Below are 15448 nucleotides of genomic sequence, written 5' to 3' on the forward strand. Positions count from 1 at the left end.
TGTGCGCGCTGTGGCGGGTGGCCTCGCTCGACGCGTTCGGGGCGTTTTCGCGGGTGGAGATCGCGGCGCTGGGGGCGCTCGTCGATTACCTCGACCTGACGCAGAAGGGGCGGATGCCGCTTCTCCGCCCGCCGGTGCGGGAGGAAGCGCGCCGCGCCATGCAGATCGACGCGGCGACGCGGCGGAACCTCGAACTGACGGAGGCGCTGTCCGGCGGGCGGGAGGGCTCCCTGCTCGCCGCCATCGACCGCACCATCACGGCGGGCGGCGCGCGGCTGCTGGAGCGGCGGCTTTCCAGCCCCTCCTGCGATCTGGGGGAAATCGCCTCCCGGCAGGAAGCGGTGCGGCTGCTGGTGGAGGATCGCGCGCTGGCGGACAGGCTGGCCGACAGGCTCCGCAAGGTGCCCGACATGGACCGCGCTCTGTCGCGGCTGGCGCTCGACCGGGGCGGGCCGCGGGATCTGGCGGCGATCCGCAACGGTCTCGCGGAAGCGGAGGCTCTGGCTGCGCTGCTCGCCGACAGCACGTCCAGCCGGCTCGCACGGGCGGCCGGGGCGCTCCGCGGGCATGGGGCGCTGATCGGGCTGCTGGAGGCGGCGCTGATCGCCGAGCCGCCGCTTCTTGCCCGCGACGGCGGTTTCGTGGCGGCCGGGCAGGACGCGGAACTCGACGAGGCGCGCAAGCTCCGGGACGAAGGGCGGAGCGTCATCGCCGGGATGCAGGCCGATTACGCCGCGGAAACCGGCATCGCCTCGCTGAAGATCAAGCACAACAACGTGCTGGGCTATTTCATCGAGACGACCGCCACCCATGCGGAAAGGATGCTGGCCCCGCCGCTGAACGCCCGCTTCATCCATCGCCAGACGACGGCCAGTCAGGTGCGGTTCACCACGGTGGAGCTCGGCGGGCTGGAGACGAAAATCCTCAATGCCGGAAACCGGGCGCTGGAGATCGAGAAGCGGATCTTCGAGAGGCTGCGTCAGGCGGTCCTCGCCGCTGCGGGACCGATCGGGGAGGCGGCACGGGCGCTGGCGGAGATCGACCTCTCCGGGGCGCTCGCCCTTCTGGCGATCGAGGCGGACTGGGCCTTGCCGGTGGTGGACGCCTCGCGTGCCTTCCGGGTGGAGGGCGGGCGGCATCCGGTGGTGGAGCGGGCGCTCCGCAGGCAGGGCACGCCCTTCATCGCCAATGACTGCGCCCTCTCCGACGGGGCGGAGGGGGCGGCGATCTGGCTTGTCACCGGGCCGAACATGGCCGGGAAATCCACCTTCCTCCGGCAGAACGCGCTGATCGCCATTCTGGCTCAGGCGGGCGGTTATGTCCCGGCCCGCGCGGCGCATGTCGGGCTGGTCAGCCAGGTCTTCTCCCGCGTGGGCGCGGCGGATGATCTGGCGCGCGGGCGCTCCACCTTCATGGTGGAGATGGTGGAGACGGCGGCAATTCTCAATCAGGCGGATGACCGCGCCCTGGTCATCTTGGACGAGATCGGCCGCGGCACCGCGACATGGGATGGCCTCTCCATCGCCTGGGCAACCCTCGAGCATCTGCACGGGGTGAACCGCTGCCGCGCGCTTTTCGCCACGCATTACCACGAGATGACAGGACTTGCCGCGAAGCTGCCCGGGCTCAGAAACGCCACCGTCGCCGTGCGGGAGTGGCAGGGGGAGGTGATCTTCCTGCACGAGGTGCGGGAGGGCGCGGCGGACCGGTCCTATGGCGTGCAGGTCGCGCGCCTCGCGGGGTTGCCGCCTGTCGTGGTGGACCGTGCGCGGGTGCTGCTCGAGGCGCTGGAGAAGGGGGACCGCGAGGGCGGCGGCCATCGGCGCGCCATGGTGGAGGACCTGCCGCTCTTTGCCGCGCGGCCCGCACCGCCGGTCGCGGTCGAGACGCCCGACGGGGTGAGGCGCGCGCTTGAGGAGATCGAGCCCGACGCCCTCACCCCGCGCGAGGCGTTGGAGGCCCTCTATCGGTTGAAGGCATTGCTGACCGCCGGCTGACGCCACCCTTCCCCGGGGCTTTGATAAAAGGTTGCCGCCGGGTCCGGCCTGTTCAGGGGAGGCTCCGTCCGGCAATCCCGTAGGCTGACCCGCAGCGTTCCGACCGGTGGCAGGGTGGGAGGCAGCGCTTCACCGGCAAGACCTGCGCTCCGGCAACGCCGCGGGCAGGACAGTCCGGCATCGCTTGGCAACAGGGCGGACCGGACACCCGTTCTCCCGGTCCCTCTCCGCCCGACGCCGCAGGCGAAGGGCAGGCGGGTTCACGACAGGAAAGAGGCGGTATGCCCCGCCGCTACCCCGTCCGTCCGGCAAGCAGGCGGCAAGGCGCGGGGGACGCCCCCCGCGACCCCCGGCGGAACGGGTGCGCTAGCAGGCTGCTGAAAAAATCCTGAAACGTGATGCTTACGCCCCAGGAATCGGAAAATCGGCCCGGAAACGCCCGGACGTATATCCATTTCCGGCGGTATTTCGTCGGATGAAGAAGGATTTCCGCTCCAACACAGGCCAAAAAGCCTTTTTCAGCCGCCTGCTAGGTCTTGTCCGTCTCGCGGCGGTGAACGCGCAGCGGCGCCCAGGACTGGCTGACAGGCATCATCTCGATGCTGTTGAAGTTCAGATGCGGCGGTTGGGTGGCGAGCCAGTGGATCGTTTCGGCGATATCCTCCGGCTGGATCGGATCGGCCCCTTCATAAAGCGCGTCGTAGGCCGCCTGATTGCCGCGGGTGCGGATCATCGTGAACTCGCTCTCGCACAGCCCCGGCTCCAGCGAGGTGACCCGGACCCCGGTGCCGTGCAGATCGGCCCGCAGACCCAGCGAGAACTGCCGCACGAAAGCCTTGGTGGCGGCATAGACATTCCCCCCCGGATAGGGCCAGTGCGCGGCGATGGAGGAGAGGTTCACGATCATGCCCTTCCGCGCGATCAGCCCCGGCAGCAGCCTGTGCGTGACGGCGAGGAGGCCCGACACGTTCGTCTCCACCATCGCCTGCCAGTCCGCGAGCGGCGGTTCCGGCGCAGGCGCGGTGCCGAGCGCCATGCCCGCATTGTTCACCAGCAGGTCGATGGCGGCAAACGCGTCGGGCAGGCTGTCCAGCGCCGCAGCGACGGCGGCAGGATCGGTGATGTCGAAGGCGAGGCCGTGGAAAGCCGGGCCGATCTCCTCGGCCAGCGTGCAGAGGCGCTCCTCCCTCCGGCCGGTGCCCACGACGGACCACCCGGCACGCGCAAAGCGGCGGGCGGTGGCCTGACCGAAACCGGCGGTCGCCCCGGTGATGAGGATGGTGGGCATGGCTGTCTCCTTGCACGGATTGCGACCCGAGCTATTCCGCGAGACGGCGGGCAACACAAGCAAAAGCGGCCCCCCCCCGACTGGTCCCCGCGGATGGTCTCCCCGAATGGTCCCGGCGGATAGCCCCGTGGCTCAGGCCAGAATCGCTGCGAGGCGGGCAAAGCTTGCCGCCGTTCCATCCTCCGCCCGCTCCGCCAGAAAGGCATCGAGCGCGGGCCAGACGGCGATGGCGCGATCGACCAGCGGATCGGAGCCGGGCACATACAGCCCCGCCTGGATCATCATCTCCGCCCGGTCATAGGCGCCAAGGAGCCGCCGCGCCTCCCCGATCAGCAGGTTCTCCTCAGCGCTCGCGGCGGCGGGCAGGCTGCGGGAGACGGAGCGGAGCAGGTCGATGGCCGGGAAGCGTCCGCGCTCGGCGATGCTGCGGTCCATCACCACATGGCCGTCCAGCACGCCCCGCAGGATATCGGCCACCGGCTCCTCCATGTCGGACCCGGCAACGAGCACGCTGAAGATCGCGGTGATGTCGCCCGCGCCTTTCGGCCCCGGCCCCGCCCGCTCGGCCAATGCCGTGATCATCTGGCTGGTGGAGGGCGGGAAGCCCCGCAGGCTCGGCGGTTCGCCGGAGGCAAGCGCGATCTCCCGGTGCGCCTCGGCATAGCGGGTGACCGAATCCATCAGGAGGAGCACCTGTTTGCCCGCGTCGCGGAAATGCTCCGCCACGGCCATCGCGGTCCAGGCCGCGCGGCGCCGGAGGAGGGGCGACTGATCGGATGTCGCAGCGACGACCACCGCCCGCGCCATCCCGTCAGGCCCCAATACGTGATCGACGAATTCGCGGACCTCGCGCCCCCGCTCACCCACCAGCCCGACCACCACCACATCGGCGGCAACATGGCGTGCCAGCGCCGCCAGCAGCGTGGACTTGCCCACGCCCGACCCCGCAAAGAGCCCGATCCGCTGCCCGCGCACGAGGGGCAGCAGCGTGTTGAATACGGACAGACCCGTCTCCATGCGGGTGCCCAGCGGCCGGCGCAGGGCCGCATCGGGCGGCGCGGCGGCATAGTCCCGCGCCCGCACCCCCGATCCCAGAGGCCGCCCGTCCAAGGGCTTGCCGGAGGCATCGACCAGCCTGCCGATCCAGCTTTCATCCGGGGCGATGCCGCTCCCCTGCTCCCAGAGCGCGAGATCGCCGACGGCCAACCCCTCCGGCCGTTTCTCCGGCAGCACGCCCGCGCCCTCCTGCGTGAGCGAGACGATCTCACCCGCCAGCCCCGCGCGCGGAAATTCCACCCGGTCGCCGAGCGCGGCCCTTCGCGGCAGCCCGCCCACACCGATCAGCGCGCCGCTGACGGAAACGACCCTCCCCACGGGACGGGTGACGGGAATGGCTGCGATCTTGGAAAGAAGGATTTCGGGGGGCGACATCGGATTCTCCTGCGGCTCTTACCATTCTTAAAGGAATCACTCTTAAAGCTTGGTTTCGCCGAGAGAGGGAGAAACGCCGATGTTCGAAAGACTTGCACTGTCGCGACTCGCTGGCGCGCTCGCCAATCACGCCGCCGCCCGGCAGGCCATGGTGGCGGAGAACGTCGCCAATGCCGATACGCCGGGATACCGCGCCCGCGACCTGCGCCCCTTCGCCGAACTGGTCGAGCGGGGCGACATGCCGATGGCCGTCACACGGGCGGGCCATCAGCCGGAGGGGCTCTCCAGCCTCCGCGGCCCCGTGGACAAGGGAGGGGAGCCTGCGCCCAATGGCAATACCGTCTCGCTGGAGGGTGAGATGGTGACGGCGGCGGAGATCCGTCACAGCCATGACCTCGCGCTCGCCGTCTATCGCAGCGCGGGTGGCATCATCCGCGCCAGCCTCGGGAAGGCGGGCTGATGGCGGACCTGAAGCAGATCCTCGCCGTATCCTCCTCCGGGATGGAGGCGCAGGCCGGCAGGTTGCGCAACATCTCCCAGAACATCGCCAATGCCGATACACCCGGCTACCGCCGCAAGACCGCCGCGTTCGAAGCGGAAATGCGCGGCGCGGAGGCCGGGCAGGTGCATCTCTCCCGCACGCGGCTTGATCGCTCGGAGCTTCAGCGCATCCATGACCCCGCGCATCCGATGGCCGATGGCTCGGGCTACTACGATGGCTCCAACGTCGATCTGATGGTGGAGATCGCCGACGCACGTGAGGCCCAGCGCAGCTACGAGGCCAACCTGCGCATGTTCGATCAGGCCCGGCAGATGGCCTCCGCAGCACTCGACCTTCTCCGCCGATAGGATACCAGATGGATCTGACCCCCTCCCTCGCCATCCGTGGCTATGACACCGCCCGCCCCGCGACCCGCCCCGAACCGGGCGGCGCGGGCGGCCTGCTCGGCGCCGCGCAGGACTTTGCTCGCGTGCTTTCCGAAGGCGAGCAGACGGCCACCGCCGCCCTGAGCGGCAAGGCGGACGCCCACGCCCTGGTGCAGGCGCTCTCCGCCTCGCAGACGGCGGTGGAGACAGTCGTGGCCGTGCGCGACAAGGTGGTGGAGGCGTATCAGGAAATCCTCAGGATGCCGGTCTGATGGCGGATACCGTCCTTTACGACACGCTCCGGCAGGCGCTCTGGATCGCGGCGCTGACAGCCGCGCCGCTTCTGGGCGTGGCGCTGGTCACCGGCGTGGTGATCGGGCTCTTTCAGGCCCTCACCTCCGTGCAGGAGGCAACGCTGACCTTCGTGCCGAAGCTGGCGGCGATGCTCGTCGTCTTCTGGGTGTCGATGAGCTTCATGACCGAAACGCTGGTGAGCTTTTTCACCGACCGCATCGTGCCCCTGATCGCAGGAGGATAGGATGGACACCCCCGTTTATGTCGCCCTCACCCGCCAGCGCGGATTGACGCGCGAAATGGATGTGATCGCCAACAATATCGCCAATGCCTCCACCACCGGGTTCCGGCGCGAAGGGCTGGTGTTCTCCGAACACGTGAAGCGCTCGGGTCAGCCCGGAGAGGTCCTGTCCATGGCGACGGCCCATGGCCGCACCATCGACCCGCGCGCAGGCGCGATCACGGCGACAGGGGGCACCTACGACTTCGCCATCGAGGGGGAGGGATATTTCCTCGTGGAAACGCCGGACGGTCAGGCGCTCACCCGCGCGGGTCACTTCACACCGAATGCCGAGGGGGAGCTTGTGACGCCGGAGGGGGACCGGTTGCTCGACGAAGGCGGCGGCCCGGTCTTTGTCCCGGCGGAAGCCCGTGCCGTGACGCTCTCGCCGGATGGCACGCTCGCCGCGGATGGCACGCCGCTCACCCGCATCGGCCTGTGGCAGCCCGTCGATCCCGGCCGGAGCCAGCTGGCGGGTGCAAGGCTCCAGTTCCCAGAAGGCGGCGCAGAACCCGTCGCGGAAGACGGAGCGCGGCTTCTGCAGGGCCATCTGGAAGGCTCCAACGTCAACCCGATCTCGGAGATCGCGCGGATGATCGCCGTCCAGCGCGCCTACGAGATGGGACAAAGCTTCCTCGAGATGGAGGACGGGCGCATCCGCGTCGTCGTCCAGACGCTCGGCCGATAGGAGAGAGAGATGCGTGCACTTCAGATCGCCGCGACCGGCATGGCCGCCCAGCAGATGCGGGTGGAGGTCACGTCGAACAACCTCGCCAACATGAACACGACCGGCTACGCCGCCCGGCGGGCAGAATTCGCCGACCTCCACTATCAGCAGATGACGCGACCCGGAACGATCACCGCCGCCGACGGAACAATCGTGCCCGCGGGTGTGCAGCTCGGCCTCGGGGTTCGTCCTGCCGCCGTATCGGTGCAGATCGCCCAGGGCACCCTCTCGCAGACGGGGGGGGATCTCGACATTGCCATCGAGGGGCGCGGCTACATCGAAGTCACACTGCCCTCCGGGCTGGCGGCCTACACGCGCGACGGGGGGCTCAAGCGCTCCGCCGAAGGGTTGATCGTCACGGCGGAGGGGCATGAAGTTGCCCCGGGCATCACCATTCCCACCGATGCGCGGACGATCTCCATCAATGCGGCGGGAGAGGTCTATGCCTATTTCAGCGACCGGGTGGAGCCCGAGATGCTGGGCCAGATCACGCTTGCAGGGTTTTCCAACGAAAAGGGGCTGGAGGCGATGGGCTCCAACCTGTTCACGGAAACGGAAGCCTCCGGCCCCGCGCTTCCCGGCAATCCCGGCGAGGATGGGCTGGGCACATTGCGGCAAGGATATCTGGAAAGCTCCACCGTCGATGCCGTGCGCGAAGTGACCCAGCTGATCGAGGCACAGCGCGGCTATGAACTGAACGCCAAGGTGATGACAGCGGCGGATCAGATGATGGCAGCGACGGCTCAGGTGCGCTGATGCGGCTGGCGGTGTTCCTTCTTCTGGCAGCTTCCCCCGCGGGAGCGGAGGCGCTGGTCGCGGCACATACGATCCGCGCGACAAGCGTCATCGCGCCGACCGATCTCGCGCTTTCGGCAGAGGTCGTGCCCGGCGCGCTTACCGACCCGGGCGATGCCATCGGTTTCGAGGCCCGTGTGGCGATCTATGCAGGACGCCCGATTCGTCCCGGCGACATCGCACCGGCCGCCGTGGTGGAGCGCAATCAGATCGTGCCCCTTGCCTGGCGGAAAGGCGGGCTGCTCATTCGCGCCGAAGGCCGCGCGCTCGGCCGTGCCGCCCCGGGCGAGGATGTCCGCGTTCTCAATCTCGCCTCGCGCACCACGGTGACCGGCATCGCCGGCCCGGACGGGACTGTGCATGTCGGCGGTACTCCCAAGGATTACACGCAATGAAAAACCGAGTTCTCGCCACCCTGGTTTTGCTTCCGCTGACCGCCGCCTGCGGGCGCATGGCGGAGGTCGGGCGCGCACCCGCTTTCAAGCCGGTGGAGGACACCTACCAGATGCAGGCGATGTATGCGCTCCCCTCCCATACCGACGCGCGGGAGGGACAGGCCCCCGCCGCCTCGCTCTGGAACGGGGGGCGCGAGTCGCTGCTGGGCGGCAGGCGCGCGGGCATGCGGGGGGATATCCTGACGGTGGTGATCGAAATCGATGACCGGGCGGAGATCTCCAACACCACGGGGCGCTCCCGGCAGGGGTCCGACACGATGGGGATACCGCAGCTGTTCGGCCTTCCCCAGCGTCTGAACGAAAAACTTCCCGAAGGCGCGGGCATGGCGGAGGCGATCTCCACCGGCTCGGCCAGCAACTACAAGGGCAACGGCTCCGTCAAACGGCAGGAGAAACTCACGCTCCGCGTGGCGGCCACGGTGGTCGAGCGCCTGCCCAACGGTGTGCTGCGGATCGAGGGCAGTCAAGAGGTTCGGGTAAACTTCGAGCTGCGGGAGCTTCTGGTGACCGGCTATGTCCGCCCCAATGACATCACCCGCCAGAACGAGATCGCCTATGACAAGATCGCAGGCGCCCGGATCGCCTATGGCGGGCGCGGTCAGATCACCGACGTTCAGCAGCCGCGCTACGGCCAGCAGATCAGCGACATTGTCCTGCCGTTCTGAGGAGAAACCATGAAGCGCCTTCTTCTCCCGATCCTGCTTTGCGTCACCGGTCTTGCCGGAGGGGTCGCTGCCGGCATCGCGCTCCGGCCGGCACCGACGGAGGAGGAACCGACCCCGCCTCCCCCGCCAGCGCTGCGTGACTATGCCCGGCTCAACAACCAGTTCGTGGTCCCGGTGATCCGGCAAGGTGAAACGCGGGCGCTCATCGTGCTCTCCCTCAGCGTGGAAGTGCCGCAGGGGCGGAGCGATGTCGTGCACCGGTATGAGCCGAAGCTTCGCGATGCGCTTTTGCAGGTTCTGTTCGATCACGCGAATACCGGCGGTTTCGATGGGGCGTTTACCGAAGGCGGCCCGATGATCGCGCTTCGCGCGGCATTGGGCGAGGCGGCCAGGGGCGTCGTGGGGCCGGATGCTCTGGACGTGCTCGTCACCGACATCGTCCGGCAGGACAGCAGATAGCCGCAGCCCTGCCCGGGGGCTCCCGCCCTGCTGCCCGGCAGTTCCCTGGTTACAAGATGCCCCGCCCCCCGATCTCGCGGCGATCACTTGTCCTTCGCCGCGAGAAGGCAAAGCGCATCCTTCTGACCAAAGGCCCGCGTCGCGCTCTCCCGGGCCTCCTCGATGCGCACGAGCCGGTTTGCCAGGTCCATATTCAGCGTCTCCATCCGTTGTCTGATCCATAAAGCGTGACGTTCGCCCAGCCGCTGATCATCCCGACGCGCCAGCAGCGCGCTATCGGCCAGATGCCGCATCTCGGATCGAAGCGTCTCCGCAGCCTCCGTCTCCCGACGGAGCGCGTTCAGTTTCAGATCGAGCCGGAGGCCCGCAAGATGCTCCAGTCGAAGCACGTCCCTTTTCATGCGCCCGTCCTCCGTGCGGCCCGCACGCGTTCGGCAAACCGGATCGCGATGGCAACCGCCCGGTAATGCTCCGGCCGGATACGCGTACCGACCTCCACCGTTGCATGAAGGGCCCGGGCCGTGGGCGGATCGCTATGGATCGGGACACCATGCTCCGCCGCCATGGCGCGGATACGGGCAGCCACCTCATCGACACCCTTGGCAAGACAGAGCGGCGGTCCAGGTTCGCTCCGCGACCATTTCAGCGCCACGGCATAATGCGTGGGATTGACGATCACCACATCGGCCTTCGGCATATCGGCCATCATGCGGTTCGTGGCGATCGCCTCCGCCTTGGCGCGACGCTGCTGCCGGATATGAGGGTCGCCCTCCTGCTCCTTCATCTCGTCCGTTACTTCCTTCCGCGTCATGCGATTGCGGCGAAGGAAATCGAAACGCTGCCACAGATAGTCCAGCACCGCGAAAACCACCGCGATCGTGAGGATCGGGACAAGAAACGCCAGAAGAAGCTCCCCCAGCAGGCCGGCTCCTTGAGCGGGCGCCAGATGGGGCGCGGTCAGGAGCAACGACATGCGGTTGGAGAGAAATACGCCGAGCAGTCCCGCGATGAGAAGGAGCTTGATGAAGCTTTTCAGGAATTCGACCAGCCCGGTGGGGCCAAATTTCTGCTTCGCATTGGCAAGGGGCGAGATGCGTGAAAGTTTTGGCTCGATCTTGGATGGTGCAAAGATCATTGCCCGTTGTGCAAGGGTTGCGAGCAGCACCAGCGCCGCCGGGAGAAGAAAAAAGGGGGCGACCGATCGGACGGCGGACAACATGACGCCAGACATGCCCCCTTCCGGCGTGGCGACAAGCCCTTCCGCCACCATGTCCGCCTGCCCCAGCAGCAGGCTGCCGAGCGTCCCTATTCCATCGACCGCCGCGTGTCCTGAAAACAGCCCTGCCAGCAGCAGGCCGCCATAGGCCGCCGCCGTGCCGATATCCGCAGACCGGACGACCTCCCCCTTCCTGCGCGCGTCGTCGAGCCGTTTCTGTGTCGGCTCATGTTCCTTTTCGGCATCGTCGCTCATGGCATGCCGAACGGTGCGGAGAGGAATTCGGCGAACCGCCCGATCCAGACGCCCAGCATGACGGGCGCGAGCAGCGCCAGAAGCGCGATCCCGCCAAGCACCTGTGCCGGCGCGCCGACCAGAGACACCATGAGCGACGGCATCACGCGGTTGATCGCCCCGATTGCAAGGTTGTAGAGCGTGCCCCCGATCACGAAGGGCAGGGCAAGGGAAAAGGCCAGCCCGAAGCTTTCCGCGATCAACGCCACTCCCCAACGGGTCATCTCCGCAGCAACCGGACGCCCCCCCGCGGGTAGCAGGTCGTAGGACAGGATAAGATATTCCGCGAAGCGCACGTGAAGTCCGATCGTCACGGCGAGAGCCAGACCCGCAACGGTCAGAAGATGGGAGACGACAGGCTGCGGCTCACCCACCGTGCCGAACATCTGGGCCAGCGAGATCGTCTGCGCGACGATCGCGCCTGCTGTTTGCAGTGCGAAAACAAAGAGCCGCAGCGCCGCGCCGAGCGCAAGACCGATCAGCGTCTCCGTCAGCAGCGGCAGGCCGAGAAGGGCCTCCTCCGTCGCGATGGCTGCCACCCTGTCGGCGACAGGCGGCAGAATGATCGCCGTAAAGGCCAAGGCCAGCACCAGACGGATGCGGACCGGCACCGACTGTTCACCGAAGGCGGGCAGGAGCGCCATGGCGGCACCAACGCGGAGGAAAACGGCAAAACCGGCAAGGAACATCTCCCGCAGGGAAAGGACCAGGTCCAAGAGCCCCGCGTCCAGCGTCATGCCGGAACCTGCCCGACGAGGGAGGGACGCGCGTCGAAGCCGATCTCGTCGAACGACAGGACGGGCGCGGAGAGGCCACGTGCGCTCATCACCGTGCGCAGGAACCGCCGCCGCAGCGGCGAGGTGATGACGGCGGCATGCACCCCCGTCTCCCCCGCCCGCGCCAGCTTTTCCGCGATTCCGTTGGCGAGCCGGTTGAACAGATCGGGCGGCAGGGCCACCTGCCCCCCCGTACCGCCCAGCTCATAGGTCGCAAAGCTCTGCTCCCACTCCGGCGCAAGCTGCACGAGGGGTATGGTGCCGTCAGGGCGGCGCAACTCGGCCACGAGCTGAAACCCGAGGCGCTGACGGACGTATTCGCAGACCGCTTCCGCATTCGGCAGCGCAGTTTTCGCCTCGGCTATTGTCTCGAGAATCACCGGCATGTTGCGGATCGAGACACGCTCCTCCAGCAGAAGCCTGAGCACGGAGAGCAGCAGGTCCATCGGCACACGATCCGGGATAAGCTCGTCTATCAGCCGGCGGTTTGCCTCCGCCCGCGTGCTGTCGGAAAGGTTGGTCATCTCGTCCAGCACCCGGCGAAGCTGGCGAAGCGTCAGCAGGCGACCGAAGTTCCGCTTGATGACCTCCAGCATGTGGGTTGCAAGCACTTCCGGCGGAGAGACGACCGTGGCGCCGGCAATCGCGGCTTCCTCCTGCCGGGAGGGGAGAAGCCAGCGGGCGGGCGCGCCATAGACCGGCTCCCGCACATCGTCCCCGGCCGGCATCAGCGCCTCCTCCGAGCCGCCGGGCATCAGCGCCAGAACCCTGTCCGCCTCCAGCCGGTCGGCGGCCTGCTCCACGCCCTGAATGCGGATCCGATAGCCGCCCGGGGGCAACGTTGCATCATCCGTCAGCCGGATCTCCGGCAGGATCAGGCCGAATGTCGCGGCGACATGACGGCGCATGTTGCCGATGCGTGCATCCAGACCCGAAGAGGGATCGAGCACCATGGAAATCAGCGTGGGCGAGAACTCCACATGGATGTCATCCAGCTCCAGAATATCGCCCAGGGACTTCTCAGCCGGCTTCTCGACGATTGACAGTCCCTGAGCCGGTTCCGCGGCGCGCTTTTCCCGCCGGAGGCCGATCCAAGCGCAAAGGCCAAGCAGCGCCGCCCCCGTCATGAAGGGCAGAAACGGCATGCCGGGGACAAGGGCGAAGAACGCCATCAACCCGCCCACCGTGGCGAGTGCGGCGGGGTAGCGCCCGAGCTGACCGAAGAAATCGAGGTTGACCGCGCCCTTGGAGCCACCGCGGGAGAGCAGCAGTGCGGCGGCGACGGAAACGATCACCGCGGGGATCTGCGACACGAGGCCATCGCCCACCGTCAGGATCGCATAGGTTCGGAACGCGCCGCCGATGTCCATGCCGTGCAGGCCGATGCCGACGGCCAGCCCCACACAGATGTTCAGAAGCGTGATGATGAGGCCCGCGACCGCATCGCCCTTCACGAATTTGGAGGCCCCGTCGAGCGAGCCGAAGAACGTGGTCTCCGCCAGTTCCCGCTCCCGCCGCGCCTTGGCCTCCGCATGGTCGATGGCACCCGCCGCCATGTCGCTGTCGATGGCGAGCTGCTTGCCCGGCATCCCGTCGAGCGCGAAACGCGCGCCGACCTCCGCCATGCGGCCCGCGCCCTTGGTGATGACCATGAAGTTGACGATCATGAGCACGCAGAAGATCACCACGCCCAGAAAGACGTTTCCGCCCATCACGAACATGGCGAACCCCTCGATCACATGGCCCGCTGCCGCCGTGCCGGTATGACCCTGCCCGATGATGAGCTTGGTCGAGGAGACGTTGAGCGAGAGCCGCAGCAGAAGCGTGGCGAGCAGGATCGTCGGGAAAGCGGAAAAGTCGAGCGGCCGTTCGATGAACAGCGTGATGGTGAAGATCAGGATCGCCAGCGCGAAGGAGGCCGCCAGCCCGATGTCCAGCACGAAGGCCGGCACGGGCAGCACCATCATCACGATCACCGCCATCAGGGCGACGGCGAGCAGGACCGTGGGATGAAAGACGAGCTTGAGGTCGAATTTCGCGGGCATGGCTCACTCCTGCGAGGGTGGGCCGATCAGCGGCCGGGAGGAGGGCGCGGAACCGGGAAACAGCGAGCCGCGCCGCCCGCGTTCGCCGCCCTGCAGCAGCGGGAACAGGTTCTGCCGGGCAACAGGCTCCCCGCCGTTCAGGGCGAGCACGATATCCGGTATGTCGGGGATGCCGTCCTCCTCCGCCAGACCGGCGCGGATCGTGTCGAACCGTTCGCGATAGCGCGCGGCATATTCGGGCGTTCGGGAGTGGAACGCGCCCGCCGCCGCGCTCCATGACCCGAATTCCCCGTGCAACTCCGACAGGAAGCGCGCGGCATAGAGCGCGTTGCCGAGAGGGTCGAACATCTCCTCCACCGTCTCGAACGCATCGCCATGCCAGCGGTAGTTGATCTGGAAACACCCGACATCGAAGGACCGCGCGCCGCGGGCGAACTCCTGCCGGACATAGGCGAGCGCCGCCTCCGGCGTGTCGAACCAGCGCCCCTCGCCCTCCATGTTCACGGTCCAGGGCCATGACTGGAAGCGCCCGCCCTGCCGCCTGCCAGTCTCCGTGAGGGAGATGGCGCGGAGGACGGAGGCGGGCACGCCGCTCTGCCGCGCCGCGATCAGTGCCGCGCGTTCACAGACCGTCCCCGGATCGGCAACGGGAAGCGCGGCAACAGGGGTTGCCAGCAGGAGCAGGAGGAAAAGAAGAAAGCGCGCCATGGATCCCGCCCGGTTGGGGTTCTGGGATCAGGCTAGGGGAAGTTCCTTGAGATTCGGTAACCACCCCGGAAGAAAAACGCGGCCCCTTTCGAGGAGCCGCGCGGGAAGAGCCTCAGCCCTTCTTCAGAACCCGGTTGCCCAGCGTTTCCGCGATCTGAACGGCGTTCAGCGCGGCGCCCTTGCGCAGGTTGTCGGAGACGCACCAGAGGTTGATGCCGTTCTCGATGGTAGAATCCTGCCGGATGCGGCTGATGTAGGTGGCGTATTCGCCGACCGATTCGATCGGCGTGATGTAGCCACCCGGCTCCCGCTTGTCGACGACGAGAATCCCCGGCGCTTCGCGGAGGATGTCGCGCGCCTCGTCCTCGTCGAGGAACTCCTCGAACTCGATGTTGATGGACTCGGAATGGCCGACAAAGACCGGAACCCGGACGCAGGTCGCCGTCACCCGCACCTTCGGATCGAGGATCTTCTTGGTCTCCGCCACCATCTTCCACTCTTCCTTGGTGGTGCCGTCTTCCATGAAGACGTCGATATGCGGGATCACGTTGAAGGCGATCTGCTTGGTGAATTTCGACGGCGCCACTTCCTGACCGGGGACATAGAGGCCCTTGGTCTGGTCCCAGAGCTCGTCGATGCCCGCCTTGCCCGCGCCGGAGACCGACTGGTAGGTGGACACCACGACCCGCTTGATCCGCGCGCGGTCATGCAGCGGCTTCAGCGCCACCACCATCTGCGCGGTGGAGCAGTTGGGGTTCGCGATGATCATCTTGTTGCGGTAGTCCTCCACCGCCTCCGGGTTCACTTCCGGCACGACCAGCGGAACCTCCGGGTCGTAGCGGTAGAGCGAGGAGTTGTCGATGACGACGCAACCCGCCGCGGCAGCCCGGGGCGCGTAGATCTTGGTCGCATCCGAGCCGATGGCGAAGAGCGCGATGTCCCAGCCTTCGAAATCGAACGTGTCGAGATCCTTCGTCTTGAGCGTCTTGTCCCCGAAGCTGACCTCCGTTCCCAGCGACTTGCGCGAGGCAAGCGCGGTAATCTCGTCGATGGGGAATTCCCGCTCGGCGAGGATGTTCAGCATTTCGCGGCCCACGTTACCGGTGGCGCCCGCGACGACGACCCTGTAGCCCATCCGGACCTCCTGTCTG

General features: G+C 67.5%; 18 protein-coding genes. 10 read left to right on the forward strand and 8 right to left on the reverse strand.

The features are described from left to right. Positions 1-1997, forward strand: a 1997-nt coding sequence (gene mutS, locus RT513_RS14990) for a DNA mismatch repair protein MutS (protein ID WP_313534134.1), incomplete at its 5' end; no start/stop codon positions are given. Between the two features lie 529 nt (positions 1998-2526). Here the strand turns inward: mutS and RT513_RS14995 are convergent. Together RT513_RS14995 and RT513_RS15000 are read right to left on the reverse strand one after the other, a co-directional pair. Beyond that, entirely contained in the window at positions 2527-3285 is a 759-nt protein-coding gene (locus tag RT513_RS14995) for an SDR family oxidoreductase (protein ID WP_290687561.1), read from the reverse strand. Positions 3286-3417: 132 nt separating this feature from the next. Continuing rightward, entirely contained in the window at positions 3418-4716 is a 1299-nt protein-coding gene (locus RT513_RS15000; protein ID WP_290687559.1) for a FliI/YscN family ATPase, read from the reverse strand. A 79-nt stretch (positions 4717-4795) separates the two neighbouring features. Between RT513_RS15000 and RT513_RS15005 the strand changes: the two genes are divergently transcribed. The 9 genes from RT513_RS15005 to RT513_RS15045 are packed head-to-tail and all read left to right on the forward strand — an operon-like array spanning position 4796 to position 9258. Then, the gene (locus tag RT513_RS15005; RefSeq protein ID WP_290687557.1) at positions 4796-5176 is read left to right on the forward strand and encodes a FlgB family protein; all 381 of its coding nucleotides are present in this window, start codon (positions 4796-4798) and stop codon (positions 5174-5176) included. Further along, positions 5176-5565: a flagellar basal body rod protein FlgC gene (gene flgC / locus RT513_RS15010; protein ID WP_035741849.1), complete on the forward strand. Its 390-nt coding sequence runs from the start codon at positions 5176-5178 to the stop codon at positions 5563-5565. Before RT513_RS15005 ends, flgC begins: the two co-directional genes overlap by 1 nt. An 8-nt stretch (positions 5566-5573) precedes the next feature. Next, positions 5574-5855, forward strand: coding sequence for a flagellar hook-basal body complex protein FliE (fliE, locus tag RT513_RS15015; protein WP_035709173.1), 282 nt, complete (start codon positions 5574-5576; stop codon positions 5853-5855). After that, positions 5855-6121: a flagellar biosynthetic protein FliQ gene (locus RT513_RS15020; RefSeq protein WP_035741853.1), complete on the forward strand. Its 267-nt coding sequence runs from the start codon at positions 5855-5857 to the stop codon at positions 6119-6121. The genes fliE and RT513_RS15020 overlap by 1 nt, the downstream gene beginning before the upstream one ends. 1 nt (position 6122) lies before the next feature. After that, a complete protein-coding gene (locus RT513_RS15025; protein WP_290687550.1) occupies positions 6123-6845 on the forward strand; it encodes a flagellar hook-basal body complex protein in 723 nt (240 codons plus the stop codon). A gap of 9 nt (positions 6846-6854) precedes the next feature. Then, on the forward strand, positions 6855-7640 hold the full coding sequence (gene flgG, locus RT513_RS15030) for a flagellar basal-body rod protein FlgG (RefSeq protein WP_290687548.1): 786 nt from the start codon (positions 6855-6857) through the stop codon (positions 7638-7640). Continuing rightward, positions 7640-8074, forward strand: coding sequence for a flagellar basal body P-ring formation chaperone FlgA (flgA, locus tag RT513_RS15035; RefSeq protein WP_088213600.1), 435 nt, complete (start codon positions 7640-7642; stop codon positions 8072-8074). The genes flgG and flgA overlap by 1 nt, the downstream gene beginning before the upstream one ends. Further along, positions 8071-8799, forward strand: a complete 729-nt coding sequence (gene flgH / locus RT513_RS15040; protein WP_290687545.1) for a flagellar basal body L-ring protein FlgH — start codon at positions 8071-8073, stop codon at positions 8797-8799. The genes flgA and flgH overlap by 4 nt, the downstream gene beginning before the upstream one ends. A gap of 9 nt (positions 8800-8808) precedes the next feature. Then, entirely contained in the window at positions 8809-9258 is a 450-nt protein-coding gene (locus RT513_RS15045; protein ID WP_290687543.1) for a flagellar basal body-associated protein FliL, read from the forward strand. Between the two features lie 83 nt (positions 9259-9341). On the opposite strand, the gene RT513_RS15050 is transcribed toward RT513_RS15045, so the two are convergent. The 6 genes from RT513_RS15050 to RT513_RS15075 all read right to left on the reverse strand — a co-directional run bounded on the left by RT513_RS15050 (position 9342) and on the right by RT513_RS15075 (position 15432). Further along, positions 9342-9659, reverse strand: a complete 318-nt coding sequence (locus RT513_RS15050) for a hypothetical protein (RefSeq protein ID WP_290687540.1) — start codon at positions 9657-9659, stop codon at positions 9342-9344. Further along, the gene (flhB, locus tag RT513_RS15055; RefSeq protein WP_088213596.1) at positions 9656-10729 is read right to left on the reverse strand and encodes a flagellar type III secretion system protein FlhB; all 1074 of its coding nucleotides are present in this window, start codon (positions 10727-10729) and stop codon (positions 9656-9658) included. The genes RT513_RS15050 and flhB overlap by 4 nt, the downstream gene beginning before the upstream one ends. Next, entirely contained in the window at positions 10726-11505 is a 780-nt protein-coding gene (locus tag RT513_RS15060; RefSeq protein WP_290687537.1) for a flagellar biosynthetic protein FliR, read from the reverse strand. The genes flhB and RT513_RS15060 overlap by 4 nt, the downstream gene beginning before the upstream one ends. Continuing rightward, on the reverse strand, positions 11502-13589 hold the full coding sequence (gene flhA / locus RT513_RS15065; RefSeq protein ID WP_290687534.1) for a flagellar biosynthesis protein FlhA: 2088 nt from the start codon (positions 13587-13589) through the stop codon (positions 11502-11504). Before flhA ends, RT513_RS15060 begins: the two co-directional genes overlap by 4 nt. A 3-nt stretch (positions 13590-13592) precedes the next feature. Next, the gene (locus RT513_RS15070; RefSeq protein ID WP_290687532.1) at positions 13593-14297 is read right to left on the reverse strand and encodes a lytic transglycosylase domain-containing protein; all 705 of its coding nucleotides are present in this window, start codon (positions 14295-14297) and stop codon (positions 13593-13595) included. 112 nt (positions 14298-14409) lie between these two features. Then, entirely contained in the window at positions 14410-15432 is a 1023-nt protein-coding gene (locus tag RT513_RS15075; protein WP_035709198.1) for an aspartate-semialdehyde dehydrogenase, read from the reverse strand. Between the last annotated feature and the right edge of the window lie 16 nt (positions 15433-15448).

It is taken from the genome of Haematobacter sp., assembly GCF_032102465.1.
Classification (GTDB): Bacteria; Pseudomonadota; Alphaproteobacteria; order Rhodobacterales; family Rhodobacteraceae; genus Haematobacter.